This window comes from Ruegeria sp. BF8 (assembly GCF_056538625.1).
In genome coordinates, this window is record NZ_JBQFTL010000001.1 from 282,503 (window position 1) to 306,841 (window position 24,339).

Below are 24,339 nucleotides of genomic sequence, written 5' to 3' on the forward strand. Positions count from 1 at the left end.
GGCCGAGATGCCAGAAACCCGAACGTTGTCCCTTGCCGAAATCGAGGATCTGTCGCTGCGCGCTCTGATGGCGGCCGGCACGTCCGAGGACAATGCCCGGCCATTGGCGGTTGCGACCGCCGCGACCGAGGCGGATGGGGTGGCCAGTCACGGGCTGGCCTACATCCCGATCTATTGCGAGCACGTACAGTGTGGCAAGGTAGACGGGCGAGCACAGCCGGTGATGTCCGCCCCAAAACCGGGCGTGGTGGTCGTTGATGCGGCCACCGGTTTCGCGCACCCGGCGATCGACTTGGGGTTCGACGCGTTGATCCCGGCCGCACGCGAGCAGGGAATAGCTGCGCTGGCCATCCGCAACAGTTACAATTGTGGTGTGCTGGGGTATCACACCTATCGCTTGGCTCAGGCGGGCCTTGTTGGTCTGGGGTTCACCAATGCACCTGCATCCATTGCGCCGTCGGGTGGTTCACGGCCCGTCGTGGGCACAAACCCGTTTTCGCTGGCCGTTCCGGGTGCTGATGGGCAGCCTGCCGTCTTGATCGACCAAAGCGCCAGCACGATCGCAAAAAGCGAGGTCATGAAGCACGCCCGCGAGGGAAAGCCGATTCCGGTCGGTTGGGCGCTGGACCCTGATGGCAACCCGACAACTGACCCTGTCGTGGGCCTCAAGGGCTCGATGGCGCCTTCGGGCGGCTACAAGGGCGTGGGTGTCGCACTTCTGACCGAGGTAATGGCCGCCGCATTGACCGGGGCCACCTTGGGTATCCATGCGTCACCCTTTTCCGGAACTGTGGGCGGCCCGCCAAAAACAGGCCAGTTCTTCATTGCCATCGACCCCGGCGCTACGGCCGGGTCGGAGTTTGCTGCCAATATCGCGGAACTGGCCGAGGCGATCCGGTATCAGGAAGGAGCGCGTCTGCCCGGCGATGGTCGGCGCGCCAAGCGCCTGCAGGCCAGCCAGGACGGGGTTGGTGTCAGCGTCGCGACGCTGGACAAAATCCACGCCATCCTGGCCTGACACCCGTTTCAGGCGGAAACAGGGGCAAGGCCGATGCCTCGCCCCCTCTGCATCACGCATTGATGATGTTGTGTTCCGGTCCGTACGGAAAGCCGGTGATATTTTCGGCCCCATCCTCGCCTACGACCAGAATGTCGTGCTCGCGATAGCCGCCCGCGCCGGGTTGACCTTCGGGAATCCACAGCATCGGCTCGATGGACACGACCATGCCCGGCTCGAGCACCGTGTCGATGTCTTCGCGCAGTTCCAGGCCCGCTTCACGACCGTAGTAGTGGCTGAGGATGCCGAAGGAGTGCCCATATCCGAACGAGCGGTATTGCAGCAGGCCCTGATCGGCGAAGAACCGGTTGATCTCGGCTGTGATGCCGGAACAGGTCGCGCCGGGTTTGATCAGGCTCAACCCCAGCTCGTGCGCGGCTACATTGGCCTGCCACAGGCGCAGGCTGTCGGCGTCGGGCTCGCCCAAGAACAGGGTACGTTCCAGCGCGGTGTAATAGCCCGAGATCATCGGGAATGTGTTGAGTGACAGGATATCGCCATTCTGCAAGGCCCGCTTGGTGACCGGGTTGTGTGCGCCGTCGGTGTTCAGGCCCGACTGGAACCAGACCCAGGTGTCGCGGTACTCGGCGTCGGGATAGGCGCGGGCGATCTCGATCTCCATCGCATCGCGGCCGGCCATGGCGATCTCGATCTCGGTGGCGCCTTCACGAATCGCGGCATGGATGGCCGCGCCGCCCACGTCCGCCGTACGTGCGCCGCCTTTGATCAACTCGATCTCTTCGGCCGATTTCACCATCCGCGCGGCCATCGTGTCGGGGGCGATGTCCACAAGCTCAGGCTGGTTCAGCATGGACAGGGCCGTGTCGCGCGCGGCCAGCGTCATGTGGTCGCTTTCGATGCCGATCCGGCGGGCAGTCCCGATCAGGCTGGCTACGGCGCGCCAGTAGTTGTCGCGCTTCCAGTCGGTGTAGATTACGTTGGCTTCGACCGACCGACGCCAGGGCTGGCCCGCGTCGATATTCGCTGACACGGTGGTGCAGCTGTCCTGCGTCACCACGCAGCCATAGGGCCGGCCGAAGGCGCAGTACAGAAAGCCCGAGTAGTAAGCGATGTTCTGCATCGAGGTCAGCAGAACGACCGGGATGTCCCGCTGCGCCATGATGGCGCGCAGCTTGGCCAGCCGGCGGTCGTACTCGGCCCGGCTGAAGGGCAGGGGCGCCTTGTCACCGTTGTGGCAGGTGAAGAATTCGGGGCGATTTGAAAGGTCTGTCATGTGCTCTCTCGTTTCTTTGCCGGACGTGCAAAGCCCGGCCACATGTCCCGGCGTACAGGACAGGCGGTCTCGGGGTCCGAGAGCCGATCACCCCCTTGGGCGCTGCGACGCCATCGCAGCAGGGGGCGAACAGGGAAATCGTTAGATCAGGCCACGCTGTGGGTCAAGCCGGTGTCAGCCCGCGCAGACGTTCCGACCGTCGCCGCAGCAGCTCGACCGTGGTCAGCAGGGCGATCGAGATGACGACGAGAATCGTGGCCACGGCCAGGATGGTCGGGCTGATCTGCTCGCGCAGGCCGGTGAACATCTGCCACGGCAGCGTCTTTTGGCTGGCCGATCCGACGAAAAGCACCACGACCACCTCGTCGAACGAGGTGATGAAGGCGAACAGCCCGCCCGAGATCACGCCCGGCAGGATCAGGGGCATCTGAATCTTGAAGAAGGTCCGCACCGGACCCGCACCCATATTCGCAGCAGCCCGCGTCAGCGAACGGTCAAACCCGACTAGCGTGGCGGTCACGGTGATGATGACGAAGGGAATGCCCAGAACGGCGTGGGCCAGGATCACCTTAAGGTAGCCCACAAAGGTCTTGTTCATGCCCAAAGTGCCTTCAAGGAAGCGGCCGATGTCGCTGTAGAAGAAGAACATGCCCGTCGCCGAGATGATCAGCGGCACGATCATCGGAGAAATCAGGATCCCCATGATGGCGCGCCGCCCCGGCACATGCGATTGGCTGAGACCGATGGCCGCCAGCGTTCCCAGCGTTACAGAAATGATAGTCGCGATGGGCGCGATGATCAGCGAGTTCTTGAAGCTGCGCTGCCATTCGTTGTTGGTGAAGAAATCCTGGTAATGCTTCAGCGAATACCCTTCGGGGTCCAGCCGCAGCATCTCGGGCGTAAAAGTAAAGAAGTCCTGCGCGTTGAACGACAGCGGAAGAACCACCAGAATCGGCGTGATCAGGAAAACGAAGATCGCGCCGCAGATCACCCGGAACAGGTAGTGATAGAACACCTGCTGCGCCGTCAGATAAGGCAGCAGCTTGCGGCGGTATCGGCCCTCGTACAGCCAAAATGTGAACCATGCGAAAAACCAACCGCCCAAGAAGCCGAGCACACCGCCCATCGGCCCTGAAACCGCGAAGCCGACGGCCGCGAAGCCGATGATGTTGATCCAGTGGGCAAACCTCTCGTTCTTGAGGACCGAGATGTAGATCCAGGCCAAAAGGGCCGTCAGCGCCGCGCCGCCGATCATTCCCAGGGGGACCGAGCCGTTTCCGGCACCAACAAACATGCCGGCAAACGCGCCGGCCAGTGCGACGCTGGGCAGGACCATGGATAGGGGCTTGCGCGAAATTGGTGTCAGTGCGGCCATGTCGGTTACCCCAGCTTCACGTTATCGATGCCCACGATCTTGTCGTAGACCCAGTAGAGGATCAGAACCACCGCCAGCAGGATCGTCCCCAATGCTGCTGCCAGGCCCCAGTTCAACGACGACGATATGTGATAGGCAATCCGGTTCGAGATGAAGACACCCTTGGTGCCGCCCACGATTTCGGGCGTGATGTAGTAGCCGATGGCCAGAATGAACACGAGGATCGATCCTGCTCCGATGCCCGGGATGGATTGCGGGAAGTAGATCCGCCAGAACGTGGTCCAGTTCGTGGCGCCCATGGATTTGGCCGCGCGAGTGTAGGATGGCGGAATCGTCTGCATCACCGAATACATCGGCAGGATCATGAACGGCAGCAGGATATGCGTCATGGCAATGATCGTGCCGATCTGGTTGTTGATGATGATCAGCCGGGCGTCATCTGCGACCAGCCCGAGCCAGACGAGGGTGTCGTTTATAACGCCCTGCTGCTGCAGCATGACCTTCCATGCGGATGTCCGCACCAGAAGCGACGTCCAGAAGGGCAGCAGAACCAGAATCATCAGCAGGTTCGACACGCGCATTGGCAGGGTCGCCAGCAGGTAGCTGACCGGATAGGCCAGCAGGATGCAGGCCCCGGTGATTACCAGCGACATGAACAACGTACGCCCGAACAGCTTGATGAGAATCTGCTTGTCTTCCGGCTGAGCCTGAGCACCTTCCGGGGTGCGCCGCATGTCGATTGCGTTCAGGAAGTAACCGTTGGTGATCGGAACCGCATGGGTTTTGATCACGCGCCACGTCTGCGGGTCCCCCCAGCCGTCGTGGATCTCGATCAGCTTTTCCTTGAACGGACCGTCGGCTTCAGGATCCAACCGTTTGATCTTGCGGCCTGACTGGCGGAACAGCGAAGACATGCCGGTTTCTTCGTAGTTCAGACGCGTGCCAAGCCGGGTGTGTTCCTTGTTTTCGATCGCGACCACCATGTCACGAACGAAGGCATCATAGACGTCCTCGCCCGGCAATTCGCCGCTGGTTTCATCCCAGTTGTCCAGCGCTTCGACCGTCAGGGGCAGGGTTTCCGAGACAATTCCGTTTTCGACTGACCGAAACAGCATCGATGCAATCGGTACGAGGAAGGAAAACAGCACGAACAGAAGCAAAGGCGCGATCAGCATAAGCGCGCGCAGTTTCTGACGTCGCAATGAACGCGCCAGCGATTGCTTGAGCGGCGTTCCGTCCGCTGCCAGCATGGGTCCTGCGGTTTGGCTTGCGTCAGTCATCAGTGCCTCTTGGTTGTGCCCGGGTCAGATGGCGGCGCACCGCCACCTGACGTTTCTTCAGAGATTCAAGCGCTTATTGCGCCAACCACGCCTGGAATTTGGCGTCGATGTCATCGCGGTAGTCAGCCCAAAACTCGTAGTTGTAGAGGAACGTGTTCTTGGCGTTTTCCGGATCGGTCGGCATGTGCGGAGCCATGTCGATTCCCAGTTCGGCATGCTTGCCGACCAGCGGAGCAGACGAAGCGCGAGCCGGGCCGTACGAGATGTACTTGGCCTGATCCGCCAGGCGCTGGGTGTCGGTCGCGAACATGATGTAGTCCAGCGCGCGTTGCTTGCGCTCTTCGCTCAGACCGGCGGGAATGATCCAGCCGTCCAGATCGAAGACCTGCGCGTCCCACAGCATGGCGACGGGCTGCTTCTGCTCTTCGATGACGCTGAACAGGCGGCCATTGTAGGTCGAGCCCATGACGACTTCGCCGTCAGCCAGCAGCTGGGGCGTATCGGCGCCGGCGGACCACCAGACGACGCTGTCCTTGATGGTGTCCAGCTTCTTCAGAGCACGGTCCTGGCCTTCGTCGGTTGCCAGAACGTCATACACTTCGTCCTTCGAGACGCCGTCGCACAGCAGGGCCCATTCCATGTTGTTGATCGGGCGCTTTTCCAGCGACCGCTTGCCGGGATAGGTCTCCAGGTCGAAGACCGCGCAGATGTCGGTCGGCGGGTTGTCCCCGACCATGTCGGTCCGATACCCAAAGGTGGTCGAATACACGATCTGAGGGATGAAGCATTCGCTGACCAGCAGATCGCCGAAGTCTTCCGAAGCCGGGGTGCCGTCCGGCGCAGGCGCCAGCTGGGTGTCCGGGTCGATTTCCATTGCCAGACCTTCGTCACACAGACGGATCGCGTCCGCGGCAACCACGTCGACCACATCCCATGTGATGTTGCCCGCCTCGTTCATGGCGCGCAATTTGGCCACGGCCTCGGCCGAGCTGTCATCGTTCAGGATGGTGACGCCGGTCTTTTCCGAATAGGGCTCGTGATAGGCCTTGAGCTGCGACTTGGAATAGGCGCCGCCCCAGGACACGATCGTCATTTCTTCGGCGGAAACTCCGCCTGCTGCAGTTGCCAGAGCAACAGCTGTCAGCATTGTGGTGGTACGTTTCATATGTAGCTCCCAGTTTTTCCCGTTTTATGATTTGTCGACCAACGCACGGGTTTTCGTCGGTCGGTTCTTTCGGCTTGGGGGCGGATTGCGAAGCCGGGCGCGCCTAGGCGTCCAGAGCGCGGCAATCCTGCGCCAGCCATCCGATCTCGATCTCCTGACCCGGTGTCAGCCTGACGGCGTCAGGGGCATTCCGGGTCTTGACGATGAATTCATCATTGCCGGCCACCGACATGCGGAACCTGAATACATCGCCCATGTAGATGAATTCCTTGACCACAGCCTTGAGCGTATGCGCTTCGGGGCTGAGGCGATCCTTGTTGAATTCCACGCGCTCGGGCCGGATCGAGACCTTGGTCCGTTCCCCCGGTTGGCTCACGTTGATCGGAACCGCGTCGATCTCGGACCCATCGTCCAGCGTTACGACGCATTTCCCGCCATCGACGGATTTCAGAACGCCTTCCAGCGTGTTGTTCTCACCGATGAACTGCGCAACGAAACTGTTCTCCGGTTCTTCATAAAGCTGGTCCGGCGGTGCAAGCTGCTGGATCCGCCCATCGTCAAAGACCGCTACGCGATCCGACATGGTCAGCGCTTCGGTCTGGTCGTGGGTCACATAGACGGTCGTGATCCCCAATTCATGGGCCAGACGCGTGATTTCAAACTGCATGTGCTCGCGCAGCTGTTTGTCCAATGCGCCCAACGGTTCGTCCATCAGAACCAATTCGGGTTCGAAGACCAGCGCGCGGGCCAAGGCGATACGCTGTTGTTGTCCGCCTGACAGCTGCGCGGGTCGGCGGCTGCCGAAGGCACCCATCTGCACCATGTCGAGGGCGCGCTGGACCTTTTCTTCGCGCTCGGATTTGCCGATTTTTCGGACTTCCAGCGGAAAGGCGAGGTTCTCGGCCACAGTCATGTGCGGGAACAGGGCATAGTTCTGAAACACCATCCCGATGCCACGCTTGTGCGGCGGAATGTTGTTGATCGGTCGCCCATCCAACAGAATTTCGCCATGCGTCGCAGTTTCGAACCCGGCCAACATCATCAGGCAAGTGGTCTTGCCAGATCCCGATGGGCCCAACATTGTCAGAAACTCGCCCTTTGGCATCGCGAGGTTAAGGTCTTTGACGACAAGATTTTCGCCGTCATACGATTTTTGAACGCGTTGAAATTCGACAAACGCGGCGTCGCTAGAAGTGCCGGTCACAAGACCCCCTGTTGCGTCAATTCTTGATCCGGTTGGTCCGGATTTCATTGATCCCTGAGCACATTAAAGACGCAGCAATGTCCGGCTGGCAAGACTCAATGACAAAAACCAATCCTCATTGGGTGGGATTCAAGGATTTTGCGCAGTGTTGAGGCGCCGCATGTGCCACGCAAGGGTCTGATTGCTGGACAAGACCGGTTTGCCAATCTGTTCATGGATCCGCGGGATGGCGTCCAACGTGCGAAGGTTGGTGCAGCTGAGAAAAACAGCTTCGACCGCTCTGTCCGAACCCAGCCTCACCGCGGCGTCAACGATGGATTGCGTTGATATCCGGACGACCTTTGCTTCTTCGGAAATCCCAAAGGTGCCGAACACATCCATGAGGATCCCTTGATCGGCGAAGGCCGCGCGAAGCGCCGTGTTGACCTGCTCCTCATAAGGGGACAGCAGTGCAAAGCGTGACACACCCAATTCGCGCGCCTGAGCAACCGCGGCGCGCAGAGGGTTGGTCACCGTTTGCACGTCACAAGTCTGCTTTACCAGTTCTTCGACCTTTTCCGATCCGATGACCGAGCTTGCCGAGGTGCAGGCGTAACCCACAGCCCGGAAGGGGTGCGCCTTGGGCAGTAAATCTGCCGCCGCTGGAAGCGCATGCTTCATGCGGGTCAACGTCTTGGTCGTGACCTGCGGGTCGCTGGTTATGCGCGAGACATAAATGGGTGAAGGGTCGCCGGCAAAAAGCCTGCGGAAATCGCCTTCGATCGTCTCGTCTGTCTGCAGAACGATCAGGCCAAGCGGAGATATGTCCGGGTCATCCGTGTCCAGAGAAAATGGCAGTGTTGTCATAGCTCGGGAATCTCCCGTCGTGCCTTGGGGCTCAGGAACCGCGGTGCGCTTTCGGTGACCAGCACATTTTCCTCGTGGACAAGTATTTTGCCACCGACCTCAATACCTGGCTCCAGCGTCAACACCATTCCGGGTTTCAGAACCGTTTGATCCGTTGGGATGAGCGAAGGCCACTCGGTCAATGACATGCCCAATCCGTGGCCCAGGCGCCCGGCTTCGGTCCCGCCGCCGCCACGGGACAGGACCGAGCTCATCGTGTGATACAGGTCCGAGGCCGTCGCGCCCGGTCTGGCCTGCTCGAACGCCGCCTCAGTCGCATCGATCAGCGCGTGGTGCGCCGCGCGCACGGCGGGACTGGCCGGGCCGACGGACCAGTTGCGGTCGAAATCGCAAAGATACCCATCCCAGACCAGCCCGGTATCCAACATAAGCACGTCGCCCGGCTTCAACGGTCGTTGGGTTGCCGGTGAGATCACGTCGCCATATCCGCCTTGGTCGGCCGCGCCGGCAAGATAAGGCACCCAATCGGCGCCTGCGTCGAGACACAACATCTGGAACCGTCGAAAGACCTGATCCAGAGGAACACCGGCCGATGCAATCTCAGGAACCCGCTCAAAAGCCTGTCCCGCGATCAGGCAGGCGGTTTCGATCTTTTTGATTTCGGCTTGAGATTTGACCATGCGCAGGTCGCGCAGAATGCCAAGGTCGCCGGTGATCCTGCGGCGGTCGATTTCGGATTTCAGACGCCCGAAATCTGCAAGCGGCATCCGCAAGTGCGTTTCATGCCCATCGGGACATCCGATCAAGCCGCCGTCCGGAACAAGTTCGCGCAGGGTTTCGGCCAGCAACGATACTCCGTCGTCTGCCAGATCCGGGGCGGACCAGGTGCGGATGTCTTCGATCCAGGTCTGCGCCATCAAGGCCGCGCCAATCGACGGGATCACCGCGACAGGTTTGCCGGTCGCAGGAACGACAAGGAACCAGGGGCGCGTCGGGCTTTCCCAGAACCGGGTCAGAAAGCCGCTGAAATACCGGACGTCGGGCTCGGTCGTCAGCAGCAGGGCGTCCAGGCCATGCTCTTGCATGAGATCCTGTGCACGCGCAGTTCTGTCCGCGAACTCGGCTTGTTCGAACCCTCTCACGAGGCTTGCTCGGTCACGATGCACAAAACGCGGTCCTGTGGTCCGATATTGAGCAAGTTGCGGCTATCGGCATCCAGAACGGCGGCCAGTCCGGCGCCGCCTGACGCAGTCGTTTCGAACCCGGCCTCTGCCATGACCGGAAGCTGAGCGGCCACGGTGTCATCCTCCAGCGTCAGAAACTGATCGGCATCCCGCGCCAGTCCATTCAGTGCAATCAGCGATGGCTCCTTGCAATCCAGCCGTCCCATGATGCTGTCCGGACCGTCTGCAAAAACCGGCGCGCCAGCTTGGATGCTGGCCATCAGCGCCGGGGCTGCGGCCGGTTCGACCACGATGATCTTGGGGTCGTCTCCCCAAGCCTTTCGGAAACATGCGGCAACGGCGCCCGCCATGCCTCCTACTCCGGCCTGCAGCAGGATCAATGTCGGAGGTTCGGGACACTGATCAACCGCCTCGACAGCCATTTGAACGTACCCCTCCATCAAGAGATGGGGCAGGTCATAATACCCTTCCCAAGAGCTGTCTGACAGAAGCGTCCAGTCGTTGTCGTTCGCCGCGCGGCTTGCGGCGCTCATGCTTGCGGCGTAATCGACGCCTTCGCGCACCACTCGCGCACCTTGCGCCGAAAGGCGCTGAGCAAAGCTCTCGGGCACGGTTTCAGAAATGAAAACTACGGCATTCGCACCAAAAACGCGCGCACCCGCAGCCATGCTTAGGCCGTGGTTCCCGGCGCTGGCCGTTACATAAGTACGGCCAGCAAGGGATGTGTTGTCGGGTGTCTCGGTGGCTTCGCTCGCTTGGTAGGCGATGACATAGGCCGCGCCCAATGCCTTGAACGACCCGAGATTCATCCGCGTCCGTTCATCTTTGATCCAAAGGCGGGAAACGGGCGCCAAACCCTGCGCTTCGGCCAGTGGTGTCACGCCGGAGGCAGGGCACAGCGACAAAAGCTGCGCCAACCGGCTGGAATTGGTTGAAGGGAAGGGGGCCTGTGAAAACAGTTTGCCTTCGCCTCGATACGGGTTGGTGACGGACTTCATCGCGGCCTCCCTCAACGATCCGGCAGACGTCATAGAAATGCAGTCAATCTGTCAAGGCATAGGGGTGAAATGCGAGAAATGCACACTTCCTGTTCCCTGGGAAAAGTGGCTACCTGCCCTGAACCAAACGGCGTTGATCTGGCTGGCGAATTGACCGCTTGCGGTCTTTGCAATCGGTATGGGTGCGTGTAAGTGTTCGGCACGTGATCCGGCGCCGGTGCATCAGACCGGCCGGATGCGGGCGTGATGGAATGGTAGACATATCGGACTTAAAATCCGAAGGCCCTAGCGCCGTGTGGGTTCGAGTCCCACCGCCCGCACCACTGTTTTCATTGGTAGAAACCCAACAAAACATGAGGGTTGCGGCCACATGCCCAGCGCGAAAGGGGTTATGCGCTCCAAATCATCGACCCCCGATAACCCCTCTCCGTGTCACACAGTATCATGTCTCAACCGTGACCAATCCGTGACCTGCGCCATGTGGTGAGGGGGTGCATCGCTATATTGGGGGGAGAGGCCCGGCGGCGTTAGGACCGCCGACCGGGCAAAACACGACCGCCACTGCTTAAGGAAAACGGCCATGTCTCAATCTACATCGGAAATCCGAACCCAAGTTGCAAGCCTGATCGAACAGGCCATTGCGCTGGGGCCACGCAAGGAACTTCGCAGCACCCTCGTGCGCGCCCTCGAAATCGCCAAGGGCGATGCGCCCAGGGAACTCACCCAACTGCACTACGACCGGCTGGGGCGCGGCGCGCGTCTGGCTGATCCGGTGCGACCCGGCCTCATCATGAAATCCAGCAAGACCGGCCTCAAGCGGTGGACGTATCGCACCGAGGTGGAGGGCAAACAGCGCGAATTTACCCTCGGGCATTATCCGGAGATGTCGGTCAGCGAGGCCCGGGACAAGTGGGCCACCCTCCGCGTCCAGCGTGTGAGCGGTGCCGCGCCGGACCTCCGGGGCGATACGACCCTCGGGCAGATCGTGGACCACTATGGTAAGTGGGCCAGCGAAAACCTGCGGTCATGGCGTGAGAACGATCAACTTCTCCGCAAGCACCTCCTGCCGGGCCGTGAGGGTATCACCCTCGCCGAACTGGACATCGACCACCTGAGCGCGCCCATCACCGCGATTCAGGCCAAGACGCCCCAGCAGGCGTGCAAGCTGCGTTCGGCTATCTCGGGCGTCCTGACACGGGCGCGCAAGGACGGTCTTTTGCCCAAGGGCTTCTCCATCACTCCGGTCATGTTGCCCGAGGTGAAAGCGGCCAGCCCTCGCACGTGGGTTCCCGGCACCAAGGACCTGCGCGTGTTCCTGCGCGCAACACGGGAGATGGGGGAAATCGGCGCCGCGCTGCGCCTGATCGCCTTGACCGGCACACGCCTGCGCGAGGTGGTGGAGATGCGTTGGGACGAGGTGGAGATCGACGCCGAAATCGAAGGGCTGGGCATGGTCGCGCGCTGGACCATCCCAGCAGAGCGCATGAAAGCCAAGCGTCCGCACGTGGTCATCCTGTCCGACGCAGCCATGGCGGTTCTGGACGCCCAGCGCGGCAGTGGATCGCCGTGCGTGTTCCCGTCGCCGACCTGCCCCGAGGAGCCACGCCTCGCCAACCATGTGGGGAAGGTGTGGGCGGACAAACGGGACGCCTTGGGTCTGAACAAGCAGTTCACCGTTCACACGCTCCGCAAAGCCCTGTCCACGTGGGTCGCGGAAAGCGGTGGCACCCGCGACATCCGCGACCGGCTGACGGCTCACACCCTCGCAACGGGCGTGGACGCCCACTACAACCAGGCGGAACTGACAGCGCCTGCCGCCGAGTGGTGGCAACGCTGGGCGGATCGTCTCGCGGTCATCGAAGGTGAGAACGTGATCCTGATGGGGGAGGTCCGGGCATGACCAACACCAAGCCCAACCCGTTCGCCAACGCCCAGCGCGTCGATACCACGGCCCTGATCATGCGCCGCCTGAAAGTGCCCCGGAAAGAGGCCGAGCGTCTGGTGTCGCTGAAACCCGGCAAGGTGGGTGCGCTGGACTTCGCTGCGCTGCGTCTGCTGAACCTCGACGGGGCTGACCCGCGAGAGGACCACATTGAAGCGAATGCGGCCTATGCGTTTGCGCGCAGCGCCCACGAGGAGGCAGCACCCATCGTTAGGGAACAGATGCGCTCTGCCGGAGGTTCCACGACAAAACGCCGAGCAGACGAACGCCTCGCACGTGCTTTCGCCATCGTTGAGGAACAGGTGGGAAAGGTGCCTCGGCGCGATGCCATCGACATGGCGGTGAAAGAGACCGCCTTAGCGATTCGGAACCATGCCATCGTGGAGCATTATTTCGACGCACTCGCGCTGGGCGCATCACCGGATGAGGCCCGAGAGGGGGTCAAACCGGGCAAGTGGATCGCCTTTAGACGGTCCCTCAAGTAATTATTTTTGACGACCGCTAAGCCTCGTCAAAACTAGCTGTATCTTTCCGCGAAAACGTCCTTTTTATGGGGTGTCACCAACTGTCTTGAACAAGGTGACACCCAATGCCCAAACGAACATGGAGCGAGACTCGCAACAAGGTTCCTAGCCGGGACGCCTCCTATTCCTTTCATCCCATGGCGGACTGTACCGTCATCGAAGCGGCGGCGCTGACCCGCTGTAATCCGTCCACGATTTACCGCCTCATCAATCGGGGCGAACTGCTGGCCTACAGCCGCAACGGCCTCACCTTGATAGAGGGCGAGAGCATTGTTGCGTTCAAAGAGCGGAACAGGATTCAACCGGGCGACATGCCCGAGAACAATGAGCCAAACGCCACGCCGAAATCGAAGGGGGTGGCGGCATGAGCGCGCCCATCCCCACCCCAAATCAATCCTCGGACCTGTCCGTCAAGGACACCTGCCGAGAGTTGCAGGTCTCGCCGTCGACCGTCTGGCGCTGGCTCAGTAGCGGCGAGTTGACCGGCTACTCGAATGGCCGTGTCACGCGCATCGACCGGGCCAGCATCGACGCCTTCAAGGCGCGCAACCGCATCCAGCCAAAGGATGCCAGCGATGCGGCATGAACTGGACCTCGCCTCACGCATCCGCGCGGCCAACAAGCTTCGCTGTGCGCTTGTCGTCCACAGCAGTAGCGAGGAGCGCGGCCTGCGTCTGGTCGCGTGCCAGTTCCACCTGCCTATGCCAAAGATCGTCTACCGGGACCTGCCAGAGAGGACCAGCAATGCCGCCGCATGAAAAAACGCCGCCCCACGAGGGACGGCGCTCAGGAATGTATCACAACAAAACCAATCGCGGCCTTGTTGAGATACAGCATAGCAGCGCCCACCCATCCGCAAAACCCCTTCCGTATTACGTTCCGGGCTGGTCCCGAGGGGGTGTGTAATGCGGCGTTCCGAAATCCAGCGGCAGCATGCCTTCCTGCTGCGCCTGCGGGCGCTGGTCGGGCAGCACGACGGCACGACCCTCATCCATGCGCCCGGTCAATACCGGATCGAACGCGCCGGCCTGACGCTCACGGTCGCGCAAGACCCTGCCGACCCGGAGGACGAACTGTCCCAAGTTGAGCGCGCCCTGTCCGGCGATGAGGACTGGATCATGGAGCGCCTTGAGCGGGCCAGACCAACCCTCGAACAGCAGTCCGAAGCGGACCTGCCACGGCGTCGCCGCCGTCGGAGGGCCCAGTCATGAGCGGCCACCCCCTACAAGTGCGCCCTGCGTGCGTTTGCCGAGGGTCTGGGCGCCGGTAAGTCGCCCATCGGGCCGCTGAGGGTGAATTGAACCGTGACCCGCGCGCTGCGGGCCATGAAACACAGGCGTGGACGGAGGATTGCATATCCCCTGCGCCACAAACAGGAAGGAACGCCGCAATGGCGCGTGATCGAAACACCCCGCCGATCCGCTACACGCGGATCGAACTGATCAACCCTGAGACGGGTGGCAAGCACTACCGCTGGGGTGCGGACGACGAACTGGTCAAGGAAACCGTTGGTTGGCTCATCGCGGGGCAGGCGTTCGTGGACGAGGCCGCAGACATGGCGGATTTCGCCACGGTGCTGAACACCGAACTGCGGGCCGGTCGGGATGTGCTGGTCTACGGCGTTCCGACAATCGACATGCCCGAGGATGGTGTGCCGCTGGTCACCAAGGACAACGTGACCCCGGGCAGTATCGCCCGCAGCGAGGACCATTTCACGTGGCCTGATGGCCCCGCCATCCTCTCCGCCGACTACGACCCACGGGACGGCAACGCAGTGCTGAGCCGGGATGAGTTGTGGCGTCAGGTCGTGACCGCTGTGCCGGGGTACGCCGATCATGACGTGTTGTGGGGCTGCTCATCGTCCTCCTACATCTTTGACGCTGATTACGGTTACGAGGTGGTCGGGCTGAAAGGGCAACGCCTGTACATGGGCGTTGAGGACGGCACGGACATACCCCGCGCCGCTGATGTCCTGCTCAAGCGCCTCTGGCTGCACGGGTTCGGCTACATCCTCATCTCGGGCAGTGGTGCGCAACTGATCCGCGCCACGTTTGACCCGTGCATGTACCAGCCCTCACGGCTGGACTACGCCGCCGGGGCCGTGTGTGGCGAGGGCTTGGAGCAACGCCGCCCTGACGCCTTCCTGATCAGCGAGGGGCTGGCCCTCGCCGATACGCGGCGGGTCTTTCCTGACCTGACAGCAAGCGAGGAGGCGGCGTATCAGGCCCGAGTCGCCACTGAGGTAGCACGGACAAGCAACGCTGCGCTCGCCCAGCGCGAGGTCTGGGCAGACGAGCGACTTGAGGTGGAGGCGCAAGAGACGCTGGGCATGAGTGCCACGCCGCGCGCCATCGCGGCCCATGTGGCGAGAGCCACGAAAAATGGGCGGCGCGCGAAACTTCTAAACACCGCCACGTCAGACAAACCGGTTCTTGGGTCGGATTTCGTGCTGCACCTGACCAACGGGCAACTCGTGACCGTGGAGAGTATCTTGCGCGACCCCGCCGCGTTTGAAGGTCAGACCACATGCGACCCGTTAGAGCCGGGTTACCGAGGCGGCGCGACCACCGGCAAAATCTACGCCCGCAACCGGCGGCTTGTTTCGCAAGCGCACGGACTTTCCCGAACCTACGTCCTCGGCACCGCCGCCGAAGCCGCCGAAATCCATGCGGAACGCATGGACCGACTGACCGCGCTCCTAGCGCACAACAACGAAGGACAGAGAAATGAATGACGAACTGAGAGACACCATAGAAACGGTGGCAGGTCTCATCGTGACGCGGCCTGACGAGGGCTATGAGATGTTTCAGCGAATGCTTGCGGTGGCAGGACAGACGCGAAGCAAGACCGACTACCGCAAGGCGGTTGAGGCGCGTGTAGCGGGCATTCGCGGCGAGATGTCCTTGGAAAAAGCCGCTGAACAAGGACGCGCAGTAATCACACTCGGCGGACCAAACGAACACAACGAACTGATCCGGGAAATCGGCGAGGAGGTCGCAAAGCGCCGCCTCGCCGTGAATTTCGGCGGTTTCGTCTCGGTCATCGAAAGCGGCAAGTCGGCTATCGCCAACGTGAAACTGAGAAACGCAGACGGCAACCTTTTACGGGACGCAGATGGTGAACCCATCACCGAACCCGCGATTATGTCGCGGGCGGTGCCCATGACTGCACCAGCCGCCCACAACGTCACTTTGGATGCCTGCGCGTTGTTCCGTGAAACACCACACGGGCCGATGGATGCCCCTCTGCCCACGGGCCTGTCTGCTCGCATGATCAATGGATGGACGAACATCCTGCCGCCGTTGAAAGGCATCGCCACGTTCCCGGTATGGCACAAAGGCGAATTGCTGGCAGGAGAGGGCTACCACGAGGTAACACGCCTTTGGCTCCAAACCAACGAACTCCACGTCACGCCGTTCGATACAGTCGAAGAAGCCATCACGTTCCTGACAGACGATTGGCTGGTGGATTTCCCATTTGCCTCAGATCGGGACCGTGCGGTCGCGCTCATGACGCCTGTTTCGCTGCTCATGTCACGGACGGCGCTGTCAGACCAACCAGGACCGCCGCTGACCTTGTACACCGCACCATCACCGGGAACCGGAAAGTCGTTTCTGGCCTTGGTCAGCATCGCCGCAGTGACAGGGCGCATTCCCGGTTCGGTGAACTACTCGGAAAGCGAGGAGGAGCGGGAAAAGAAAATCGGGGCGGCGATACTGGAAGGTCATGCCGCGCTGTTCTTGGACGACCTGCAAGCCGGATCATTCCTTGGGCGCAAAGACAAGGCACTGACCCGGCTTATCACGAGCGTAGAATACACCGGTCGCATCCTCGGAAGCACAAAGACGTTTGAAGGCCCTGCGGGCATCGTACCCGTGGCAACAGGTAACAACATCGTTGTGGACGGCGACATGGCGCGCAGGACCTTGGAGAGCCGCCTAGAAACACCGGAGGATGTGAACCTCGCCCTGCGGACGTTCCGACACCCAAACATCATCAAATGGACGCTCGACAACCGCGACCGCATCCTCGGGGCCTACCAAACCATCCTCAGCGCCCACACCGAGAAAACAAAACCCATCGGCACCTTCCCGGCATGGGCGCAATGCGTCGCTCATCCAATCCTCGACGCGCTGGGCATGTCGAAAGAGGAGTTCTTTCAGCCATGGATTGAGGCCGCAGAGGAAGATGCGAAAGGGGTGCAAATGAAAGGTGCATATGAAATCGCCGTCGCCATCGCCGCCCTACGCACCGATGACGAGGTGCAACCCATCGACGGGTCATGGTTCACCGCAGCGGAGATCGCGGCAGGCATCAAAGCCGCAGGAGCCTCGTCCGTACTGAAACCACCCGGATACCAAAAGATCATGGATGCACGTGAACTGGCGTTCTTTCTCAAACGGAATGCGGGCAGCGTCTATGAGGGGGCGGAGGGAACTTTTCGCATCCAGACCGGCCACATGCACCTCGGAAAACGCACCAATTGGATGGAACGCCCCGTGTTTCGTGTGAAGCGAATGCGTGGTGATGCGCCGACCATGCCAAATGGTCCGAAAGGAAAGCTCCACGATTTGATGAAAAGGGAAAGCAAATGATCGACAAATCTCGGTCGTGTGTTTTGAAACCCCCACCAAAACAACCAATCCCACCAACGCTCCTTACGCTCCGAGTAAATAATAAAAGTTGGATATATACATTATTTATTCACTCAGTGGTGGAGGTGGCTGGGTGGGTTTGGTGTTTTTGGTGGGGCCCTCAAGTCCCAGAAGCATCCACATGAACCGGCATGAGCGCAGGAGGCGCGCCGCACAGGCCCGCAAGTTAGGTGCCAACGCCCGCAACGTTGTCACCATGGAAGCGACACCCCTCATCATGGGTTTCCTGAACGGTGATCCTGTTGCTGTGGATGTCATCAAGCGGGTGGCGGGCAGTCTGGCAAGGACACCCATGCCTGTGCGGCGTGTGACACGGGTTGGCATGGGGACCTGTACCCCATCTTCATGGTCCGCGTCCGCGAGGGCAGGCGACCCAAGCAAACCCTCGGCGGGGCCATCTGCCACGAGTGCGTCGAGCGCTACGGCCATGAGGGCGCGGTCAGGAAAGCCGCCCAGCTGGCGGGGCTGACCGTAGACTACATCTCAATCATAAATACTGCAGAGGAGCCAGTTCATTAACCTGCTACCGAGATAGCCAACCAAAAGGTCAGCATAGTCCGCAAAGCGGTCAATCATACATTGCGCAGCGAATGACCGCTTCGAGCCCAGATTACCCATTGGCAAGTTCCGCAGAAACTGTCGCGATGGGCGGCAAGCGGGAGTTCGCTGCGGATAGCATGGAGGTCTCCTTTCCCATCGATTGCTCCCCGCGAAGGGCTCGCCGGTTCATGCATCTCTTCGGCATTACCATTGGCGACCGAGGTTCCAAGAGATTGCGGTAGTCGAGGAGTCGCAGCGGGGTCAGGCTAATCTGCAGGCGCTCCGGCAATTTGGGCCTCTTGTGCCTCCTTATTGCGCCAATCTTTCGGGGATATGCCGAAGTTCCGCGTGAAGGCTCGGGTGAGTGCCGATGTTTCGGACAAGCCGACCAATTGGGCGATCTCCTTGATCGAATGATCAGATGTGGTGAGCAGTTCGGAGGCCTTTTCCATCCGCAGCCGGTTGATCACCTTGGACGCCGTTGTTCCGTAGGAGGACAAGCGCTTGTTCAGCACCTTGGTGGTGATGCTGCACATCCGGGCGGCCTCGCTCACCGTCAGCGCCGGATCGGACAGCCTTGATCGCACGAGAATTTCGAAGCCTTCGAGGTAGTCCAGGGGCACATCAACCTGAACCGGTTCTTCGATATCATTGTCGTGGTTCACGAGGAGTTCGGGGTTGATTGGAAGCGACAGCCAGGCCGCCGGAAAGCGGATGGAGAATCCCCTGTTGTTGCACTTGATGCCCCGCACGCCATGAAACTGCTCCGGCAGCAGGGTCGGATCGCAGAGGCGCAGAACAACCTGGGTTGGATCCCATCGGAAATCGAGAACACGGTGCAGCAGGGAGATCCAGATCCCGACGAGAAAGGCGTCCGAATGGCCCGGCGACACCTCGGGTTCGAAATTGCGACTGGTGGTGAAGTAGGCGTGTTCCTCCTCGATCAGGAGCCGGAAGGACACCGCGTTGCTTTCCTTCGAGACGATCTGGGTGAACCGGGTGAAGAAATCGCCAAGGGTCACCGACTGGCCGAGGAGCGCCCCACGCGGCAGGAACTTCAACAGGTCTGTCTGTTGTCCCGCCAAGGCGCAGATATCCGGCCGGGTGATGTCGGCGATGGAGGCCAGCGCCGCATAGACCGTGTCATGCGGGATGAACTCGGCCGGGTTCAGGACCTGTTCCTCGCTCAATCCATGCAGCCCGAGCGCAAAGGCCGGATCCGCATCGAGCCGCCGCATCATCGCTACGACGGGGCCGAGGACCGTAGCACGTACGAGGGACAAACCGTCCTTTTGTTCTCCTTGCGGCATCCACATCACCCTTTCGCTCTCCGACACGCTACGGGCGCGGGCGCCTGACGGCCAAGCAGAAATTGGCTGAAATTGACCGGATCGGGTCAGAAAAATGCACCACGGGATCAGCGGGTCAAAAGAATCTCGGGGCACATGTGCATAGTGGGAGGATCGGTCCGCAGGAAGACCGACCCCTGGGAGGACACCGAATGACAACACTCAACCTGAAGGCGTTGCTGCCGGCCATGTCAATGGCAATTGCGCTCACGACGCCTGCCATTGCGCAGGATATCCCCAACATTCCCTCGGAGGTCACGCTGTTCAAGAACGTGATGGTCTTCGACGGGGTGAATGACGGCTTGAAAGATGTCGACGTGCTCGTCGTCAAGAACAAGATTCACAAGATTGCAGAGGACATTCCCGAATCCGGCACGTGGGAAGTCGAAGTTCGAACGGGCGGAAGCAAGCGCCTGCCCGATCCTGTTGGCGGTATCGACGGCTATTCTTTCACCATCCAGACCGAACGCGGTATCGAGACCAAAGAGGTCGAGGTCAATGTGATCGACGGCGGCGGACGCACCTTGATGCCGGGACTGATCGACAGCCATGTGCATGTGAATATGTACAAGGATGGCACGATCCCGGGCCTTCAGGACACGACATGGGAGGAGATCGGCGCACGTTCTGCGGCCTTTGCGCAGGAAATGCTGGCGATGGGCTTCACAACCGTGCGCGACATGTGCGGTGCACATGGTGGACTTCGTGCGGTAATCGACGAGGGTTCGCTTCCGGGCCCGCGGATATACTCGTCCGGCGCCTGCCTCAGCCAGACCGGTGGTCATGGCGACTGGGGGATCGCCGGGCAACGCAAGAACGAAAGCAATCTTGAACGGCTGGAGATCACGCGGCTTGTCGACGGCCCTGCCGAAGTGCTCCACGGCGCGCGGCGGAACTTTGCGCTTGGGGCCAACTACCTCAAGATCATGGTCAGTGGTGGTGTGACCTCCATCAAGGACCCGATCTACCAGTCCGCCTTTACAGACGAAGAAATCGCCGCTGCCGTCGAGGTGGCCGGGGACATGGATTCCTATGTCGCCATGCATGTCTTCATGGATAGCGACCTGTCGCGCGCGCTCGATCTCGGGGTCAAAGTGGTGGATCACGGCCTGACCATAACGGAACCGACGATGCAGAAGCTGGTAGAGAAGGAAGCGTTCTTCTCGCCCAACCTGACCGCGTTGGCGCCCGAGGCGCTTGAGCATCCGATGCACCAGGACCCGACCTTCCCGCCGACGGCGAAGTTCCTCTGGTTGCGGAAAAACAGCGAGCAGTTGTTTGATCTGGTGCGGAAGTACAAGCCGAAGATGGTGTTCGATTCCGACTACGTGCTGCTGACCGGTGTGCCGTACCGGCAGTCGATGGACTTCACCAAGGCTTTCATGGCGCGTGAGTTCGGCAACCTCTGGGCCTTGCAGATGATGACCTCGAATGGCGGCGAACTGGCCGCACTGACGGGACGCGGAAACCCCTATCCCGAAGGCAAGCTCGGCGTGATCGAGGAAGGTGCCTATGCCGATATCCTCATCGTTGACGGAAACCCGCTCGAAGACATCACTGCCATCGGCGCTGTCGATACATGGTTCGATGCCGAGCCACGCGGGCAGGACGTGCCGAGCATTCGCGTCATCATGAAGGACGGCAAGTTCTACAAGAACACGTTGAACTGAACTTTCGGCGGGGCGCTGGCCCCGCCGTCAACATTGCGGAAGGGCAAACTTATGAAGCATCTTTTCAAGTCCACATTACTGGCGGGCGTGGTGTCGCTCGCTGCCGGCATGTCCTCTGCGCAGGACGAAACGCTGCCGCAGACCCTGTTCACCAATGTCCATGTTTTTGACGGCGTGAACGAGGCGCGGATCGAAAACGCCAGCGTTCTGGTCGAAGGCAACCTGATCAAGGAAATTTCGACGGACGGGATCGAAGCGCCCAACGCAACCATGATTGACGGCGGCGGGCGCACGCTCATGCCGGGGATGCATGACCAGCACGTGCATTTGCTGGTGTTCAACCCGCTCAGTGACGGGTTGCGCCAGAACATCACGCCCTTCCATCTTGGTGGCGTTGCAACGATCCGGTCCGAGCGCATCCTGATGAACGGGTTCACGACGGTTCGTGACCTCGGCGGACCGGCAAAGTCCATCGCGCGGATCATCGATACCGGTATGTTCCCCGGCCCGAGGATCTATTCCTCGGAGGCCTTCATCACGCAGACATCGGGCCATGCCGATTTCCGCAAGCTGAACGACCGGCATCCAACCCTGTCGGGGCAAGGCCCATCGCATTGGGTCGACACGGACATGAGCTTCATCGCGGATGGCCCGGAGCAGATCCGCATGGCGGTGCGCGAGAACCTGCGGCGCGGGGCAACCCAGATCAAGGTCATGGTCAGCGGTGGGGTCACGTCCGAGTTCGACCCGCTGCATTCGCTTCAGTACCAGGCGGACGAGATCCAGATGGCGGTCAAGACCGCCGAGCAATGGGGCACCTACGTCACCTGCCACGTGTTCACCGAGCAGGCGATCCGCAACTGTATCGACAACGGTGCAAAGACCGTTGAGCACATCCCGTTCCTGACCAAGGAGGCCGCCGAGATCATGGTCGAAAAGCAGATCATGTTCGCGACGGCGGTAGCCCCGGTCTACTCGGTGACGACCGAACAGGCGGAAGCCTTCTACACGCCAGCCTCGTTCGCCAAATGGAAGAGTGTCCGTGACGCCGCCGCCAACATGATCGAGGTGATCCAGACGACACCGGGCATGATCGACCTCTACACTCTGGGCACCGATCTCATCAACAACTGGGACCAGACGCTTGAGCAGGACAAGAAGATGAACGACGAGTTCAAATACCTGCACGAGGCCAAGTTCAAACCCTTCGACATTCTGCGCATGGCCACATCGAACGGCGCCCGCATGAACCGGCTTACGGGCTTGAACAATCCGTATCAAGACGGCCCGCTCGGCGTGGTCGAGGAAGGCGCTTACGCGGATCTCCTGCTGGTCGATGGCAACCCGCTCGAAGACATCCTTCTTCTGGCCGATCCTGATCCCAACCTGAAGCTCATCATGAAGGACGGCGTGATCTACAAGAACACGCTGGACTGAGGAGAGCGCGGGGCGGTCTCCCTCGTCCGCCCCGCGTTTTTTTGCCCGACGCAATCATCCCGGAAGGACTGACCGTGAAACACCTCACTCTTGCCACTCTCATGGCCCTCTGCAGTTCGATGGCGGTTGCTCAGGAGTGCGACGTCGCGCTTCTCAACGGCCGCGTCATGGACCCGGAAACCAATCTTGATGCCGTGCGCAATGTCTGCGTGACCGGCGACAGGATCACCGCGATCACCGAAGATGCCTTGACGGGCAAGCGCGAGATCGACGTTTCCGGGCATGTAGTCGCGCCGGGATTCATCAACACCCATTCGCATTCCTTTGGCGGCTTCGATCAGAAGATGATGGCCCATGATGGCACGACGACGATCCTCGATACCGAGAGCGGCGTGGCGGATGCCGACCTGTTCTACGACAAGTACGAGGGCAATTCCTTTCTCAACTTCGGTTCCGGGATGGGGCACGAGGAGATCCGGCGTGTCGTGATGGATGGGGTTTCAGTCGAGCTGGCATCCGATCCGACCTACATCCTCAAGTCACGCGGTGCAGCCGAGGAAGAAGACGGACATGCCAGCTGGGCGCTGGATATTCCGACTGCGGATCAGCTCGTCGAAGTCATGACCATGTATGAAAAGGGTCTTCGCGCCGGGGCGATCACCGTCAACACGACGGTGGGATACATGGGATACAACACCTATCCGAAGGAGATTTTCGCGCTTCAGAAAATGGCGAAGAAGTATGACCGCTTCTTTGGCGCCCATACCCGTTTCGGTCCGACCGAGAGCCTGCCGCTCTACTATTCCCTGGGCGCAAACGAGGTGATCGCAAACGCCGTTGCGCTCGACGGGGCCCTGATCCTTTCCCACATCCAGAACCAGGGGTGGGAAGAAATCTACGAGCTTGCGCGCCGCCTGCAAATGCGCGGAATGACCATCTTCGCGGAATACTACCCGGCCATCACCGGCAATCCGAACATCGCGACACCGCAACTGCTGCCGGACAAGATCGAGGCGAACAATATCGTTCCGACCCGCGATATCTTCGATACCAGCACCGGCGAACTCTACGAGTCCGACGAGGAGTTCTTCCGGCAGCAGAAGGAGGATCCGAGCAAGCCGATTTTCATCACAGTCCGCCCCGAAGCAGACCTGGAGCGCTGGATCCACATGAAGGATATTGCGATCGCCAACGACATCGTCGGCTTCACCGTCGATGGCGAACCGCTGCCGATCGAGGCCGATTTCACGGAGTACGGGGGGCACCCGCGCAATGCCGGCACCTATGGCATCGTGTTCCGCGAGGCCCGTGAACAGGGCATCGCGCTGATGGAGATGGTGAACAACGCCTCCTACATTCCCGCGAAGTACTTTTCCAAGGTGGGCCTGAAGGCGATGCAGGAACGCGGCCGGATGCAGGAAGGCATGATCGCGGATATCACGATCTTCGACCCCGACACGATCACCGAAACATCATCGATGACGAAGGGCATGAACGGCTCCTTCACCAAGGGAATCCCCTACGTTCTGGTGAGCGGGCAGGTCATTATCGACGACGGTGTCGCTAATATCGACCTGCGGCCCGGGCAGCCGATCCGTTACCCGGTCATCGAAGGGGGCGAGATCGATCTGGACCTCGGGGACAAGGAATTCACCTGGCACGCCGACATCGAAACGCCAGAGGATGAGCATTCCGAGTTCCCGCTCCGCCCTGCCGAGCTGGAACACTCCATTCCCGGAGCTCCGGGGCATTGAACCCACAAGAACGGTCAGGGCAGCCATGCTGTACTGACCACAACATCGAAGCAATTCCGGGTGGCAAGATGAACAGGATCCTTCTTTCGACAGCCCTTTGCGTCTCTGCGACAGTTGCAGCGGCG

General features: G+C 60.8%; 21 protein-coding genes and 1 tRNA gene. 13 read left to right on the top strand and 9 right to left on the bottom strand.

Annotated features, from left to right (window positions below; genetic code table 11):
* Window positions 1–7: 7 nt before the first annotated feature.
* Window positions 8–1,018, top strand: coding sequence for an Ldh family oxidoreductase (locus ACR0LD_RS01375; protein WP_170358331.1), 1,011 nt, complete (start codon window positions 8–10; stop codon window positions 1,016–1,018).
* A 52-nt stretch (window positions 1,019–1,070) separates the two neighbouring features.
* Here ACR0LD_RS01375 and ACR0LD_RS01380 read toward each other — a convergent pair whose 3' ends face one another.
* The 8 genes from ACR0LD_RS01380 to ACR0LD_RS01415 all read right to left on the bottom strand — a co-directional run bounded on the left by ACR0LD_RS01380 (window position 1,071) and on the right by ACR0LD_RS01415 (window position 10,343).
* Window positions 1,071–2,291: an aminopeptidase P family protein gene (locus ACR0LD_RS01380; RefSeq protein WP_480635398.1), complete on the bottom strand. Its 1,221-nt coding sequence runs from the start codon at window positions 2,289–2,291 to the stop codon at window positions 1,071–1,073.
* A gap of 163 nt (window positions 2,292–2,454) precedes the next feature.
* Window positions 2,455–3,666, bottom strand: a complete 1,212-nt coding sequence (locus ACR0LD_RS01385; RefSeq protein WP_480635400.1) for an ABC transporter permease — start codon at window positions 3,664–3,666, stop codon at window positions 2,455–2,457.
* 5 nt (window positions 3,667–3,671) lie between these two features.
* The gene (locus ACR0LD_RS01390; RefSeq protein WP_170358337.1) at window positions 3,672–4,946 is read right to left on the bottom strand and encodes an ABC transporter permease; all 1,275 of its coding nucleotides are present in this window, start codon (window positions 4,944–4,946) and stop codon (window positions 3,672–3,674) included.
* 73 nt (window positions 4,947–5,019) lie between these two features.
* Window positions 5,020–6,111, bottom strand: a complete 1,092-nt coding sequence (locus ACR0LD_RS01395) for an extracellular solute-binding protein (protein ID WP_170358339.1) — start codon at window positions 6,109–6,111, stop codon at window positions 5,020–5,022.
* A gap of 103 nt (window positions 6,112–6,214) precedes the next feature.
* On the bottom strand, window positions 6,215–7,363 hold the full coding sequence (locus ACR0LD_RS01400) for an ABC transporter ATP-binding protein (RefSeq protein ID WP_174819681.1): 1,149 nt from the start codon (window positions 7,361–7,363) through the stop codon (window positions 6,215–6,217).
* A gap of 81 nt (window positions 7,364–7,444) precedes the next feature.
* Window positions 7,445–8,161, bottom strand: a complete 717-nt coding sequence (locus ACR0LD_RS01405; protein ID WP_480635403.1) for a maleate cis-trans isomerase family protein — start codon at window positions 8,159–8,161, stop codon at window positions 7,445–7,447.
* A complete protein-coding gene (locus tag ACR0LD_RS01410) occupies window positions 8,158–9,303 on the bottom strand; it encodes a M24 family metallopeptidase (protein WP_480635405.1) in 1,146 nt (381 codons plus the stop codon). Before ACR0LD_RS01410 ends, ACR0LD_RS01405 begins: the two co-directional genes overlap by 4 nt.
* Window positions 9,300–10,343, bottom strand: coding sequence for a pyridoxal-phosphate dependent enzyme (locus ACR0LD_RS01415; RefSeq protein ID WP_170435176.1), 1,044 nt, complete (start codon window positions 10,341–10,343; stop codon window positions 9,300–9,302). The genes ACR0LD_RS01410 and ACR0LD_RS01415 overlap by 4 nt, the downstream gene beginning before the upstream one ends.
* A gap of 237 nt (window positions 10,344–10,580) precedes the next feature.
* Between ACR0LD_RS01415 and ACR0LD_RS01420 the strand changes: the two genes are divergently transcribed.
* The 9 genes from ACR0LD_RS01420 to ACR0LD_RS01460 all read left to right on the top strand — a co-directional run bounded on the left by ACR0LD_RS01420 (window position 10,581) and on the right by ACR0LD_RS01460 (window position 17,404).
* Window positions 10,581–10,666: transfer RNA gene (locus tag ACR0LD_RS01420), tRNA-Leu, on the top strand.
* 257 nt (window positions 10,667–10,923) lie between these two features.
* Complete coding sequence (locus ACR0LD_RS01425) at window positions 10,924–12,243, top strand: tyrosine-type recombinase/integrase (protein WP_480635407.1); 1,320 nt, start codon at window positions 10,924–10,926, stop codon at window positions 12,241–12,243.
* Window positions 12,240–12,770 carry a hypothetical protein gene (locus ACR0LD_RS01430; protein WP_480635408.1) on the top strand — a complete coding sequence of 177 codons (531 nt, stop codon included), beginning with the start codon at window positions 12,240–12,242 and terminating at the stop codon, window positions 12,768–12,770. The genes ACR0LD_RS01425 and ACR0LD_RS01430 overlap by 4 nt, the downstream gene beginning before the upstream one ends.
* A 104-nt stretch (window positions 12,771–12,874) precedes the next feature.
* Window positions 12,875–13,177 (top strand): helix-turn-helix domain-containing protein, encoded by a 303-nt coding sequence (locus ACR0LD_RS01435; RefSeq protein ID WP_480635409.1) that lies wholly within the window; start codon window positions 12,875–12,877, stop codon window positions 13,175–13,177.
* The gene (locus tag ACR0LD_RS01440; RefSeq protein WP_170449278.1) at window positions 13,174–13,395 is read left to right on the top strand and encodes a helix-turn-helix domain-containing protein; all 222 of its coding nucleotides are present in this window, start codon (window positions 13,174–13,176) and stop codon (window positions 13,393–13,395) included. The genes ACR0LD_RS01435 and ACR0LD_RS01440 overlap by 4 nt, the downstream gene beginning before the upstream one ends.
* Window positions 13,385–13,567 (top strand): hypothetical protein, encoded by a 183-nt coding sequence (locus ACR0LD_RS01445; RefSeq protein ID WP_480635410.1) that lies wholly within the window; start codon window positions 13,385–13,387, stop codon window positions 13,565–13,567. Before ACR0LD_RS01440 ends, ACR0LD_RS01445 begins: the two co-directional genes overlap by 11 nt.
* A gap of 147 nt (window positions 13,568–13,714) precedes the next feature.
* A complete protein-coding gene (locus ACR0LD_RS01450) occupies window positions 13,715–14,020 on the top strand; it encodes a hypothetical protein (protein ID WP_480635411.1) in 306 nt (101 codons plus the stop codon).
* A gap of 179 nt (window positions 14,021–14,199) precedes the next feature.
* Window positions 14,200–15,543 carry a hypothetical protein gene (locus ACR0LD_RS01455; protein WP_480635412.1) on the top strand — a complete coding sequence of 448 codons (1,344 nt, stop codon included), beginning with the start codon at window positions 14,200–14,202 and terminating at the stop codon, window positions 15,541–15,543.
* Complete coding sequence (locus ACR0LD_RS01460) at window positions 15,536–17,404, top strand: hypothetical protein (protein ID WP_480635413.1); 1,869 nt, start codon at window positions 15,536–15,538, stop codon at window positions 17,402–17,404. Before ACR0LD_RS01455 ends, ACR0LD_RS01460 begins: the two co-directional genes overlap by 8 nt.
* An 866-nt stretch (window positions 17,405–18,270) precedes the next feature.
* On the opposite strand, the gene ACR0LD_RS01465 is transcribed toward ACR0LD_RS01460, so the two are convergent.
* Window positions 18,271–19,314 carry a helix-turn-helix domain-containing protein gene (locus ACR0LD_RS01465; protein WP_170357385.1) on the bottom strand — a complete coding sequence of 348 codons (1,044 nt, stop codon included), beginning with the start codon at window positions 19,312–19,314 and terminating at the stop codon, window positions 18,271–18,273.
* Between the two features lie 191 nt (window positions 19,315–19,505).
* Between ACR0LD_RS01465 and ACR0LD_RS01470 the strand changes: the two genes are divergently transcribed.
* The 3 genes from ACR0LD_RS01470 (at window position 19,506) to ACR0LD_RS01480 (ending at window position 24,214) form a co-directional block, all read left to right on the top strand.
* Window positions 19,506–21,023 (top strand): metal-dependent hydrolase family protein, encoded by a 1,518-nt coding sequence (locus ACR0LD_RS01470; protein ID WP_170343540.1) that lies wholly within the window; start codon window positions 19,506–19,508, stop codon window positions 21,021–21,023.
* Window positions 21,024–21,074: 51 nt separating this feature from the next.
* A complete protein-coding gene (locus ACR0LD_RS01475; protein ID WP_480635414.1) occupies window positions 21,075–22,460 on the top strand; it encodes a metal-dependent hydrolase family protein in 1,386 nt (461 codons plus the stop codon).
* Window positions 22,461–22,534: 74 nt separating this feature from the next.
* Complete coding sequence (locus tag ACR0LD_RS01480) at window positions 22,535–24,214, top strand: amidohydrolase family protein (protein ID WP_480635415.1); 1,680 nt, start codon at window positions 22,535–22,537, stop codon at window positions 24,212–24,214.
* Window positions 24,215–24,339 lie beyond the last annotated feature (125 nt).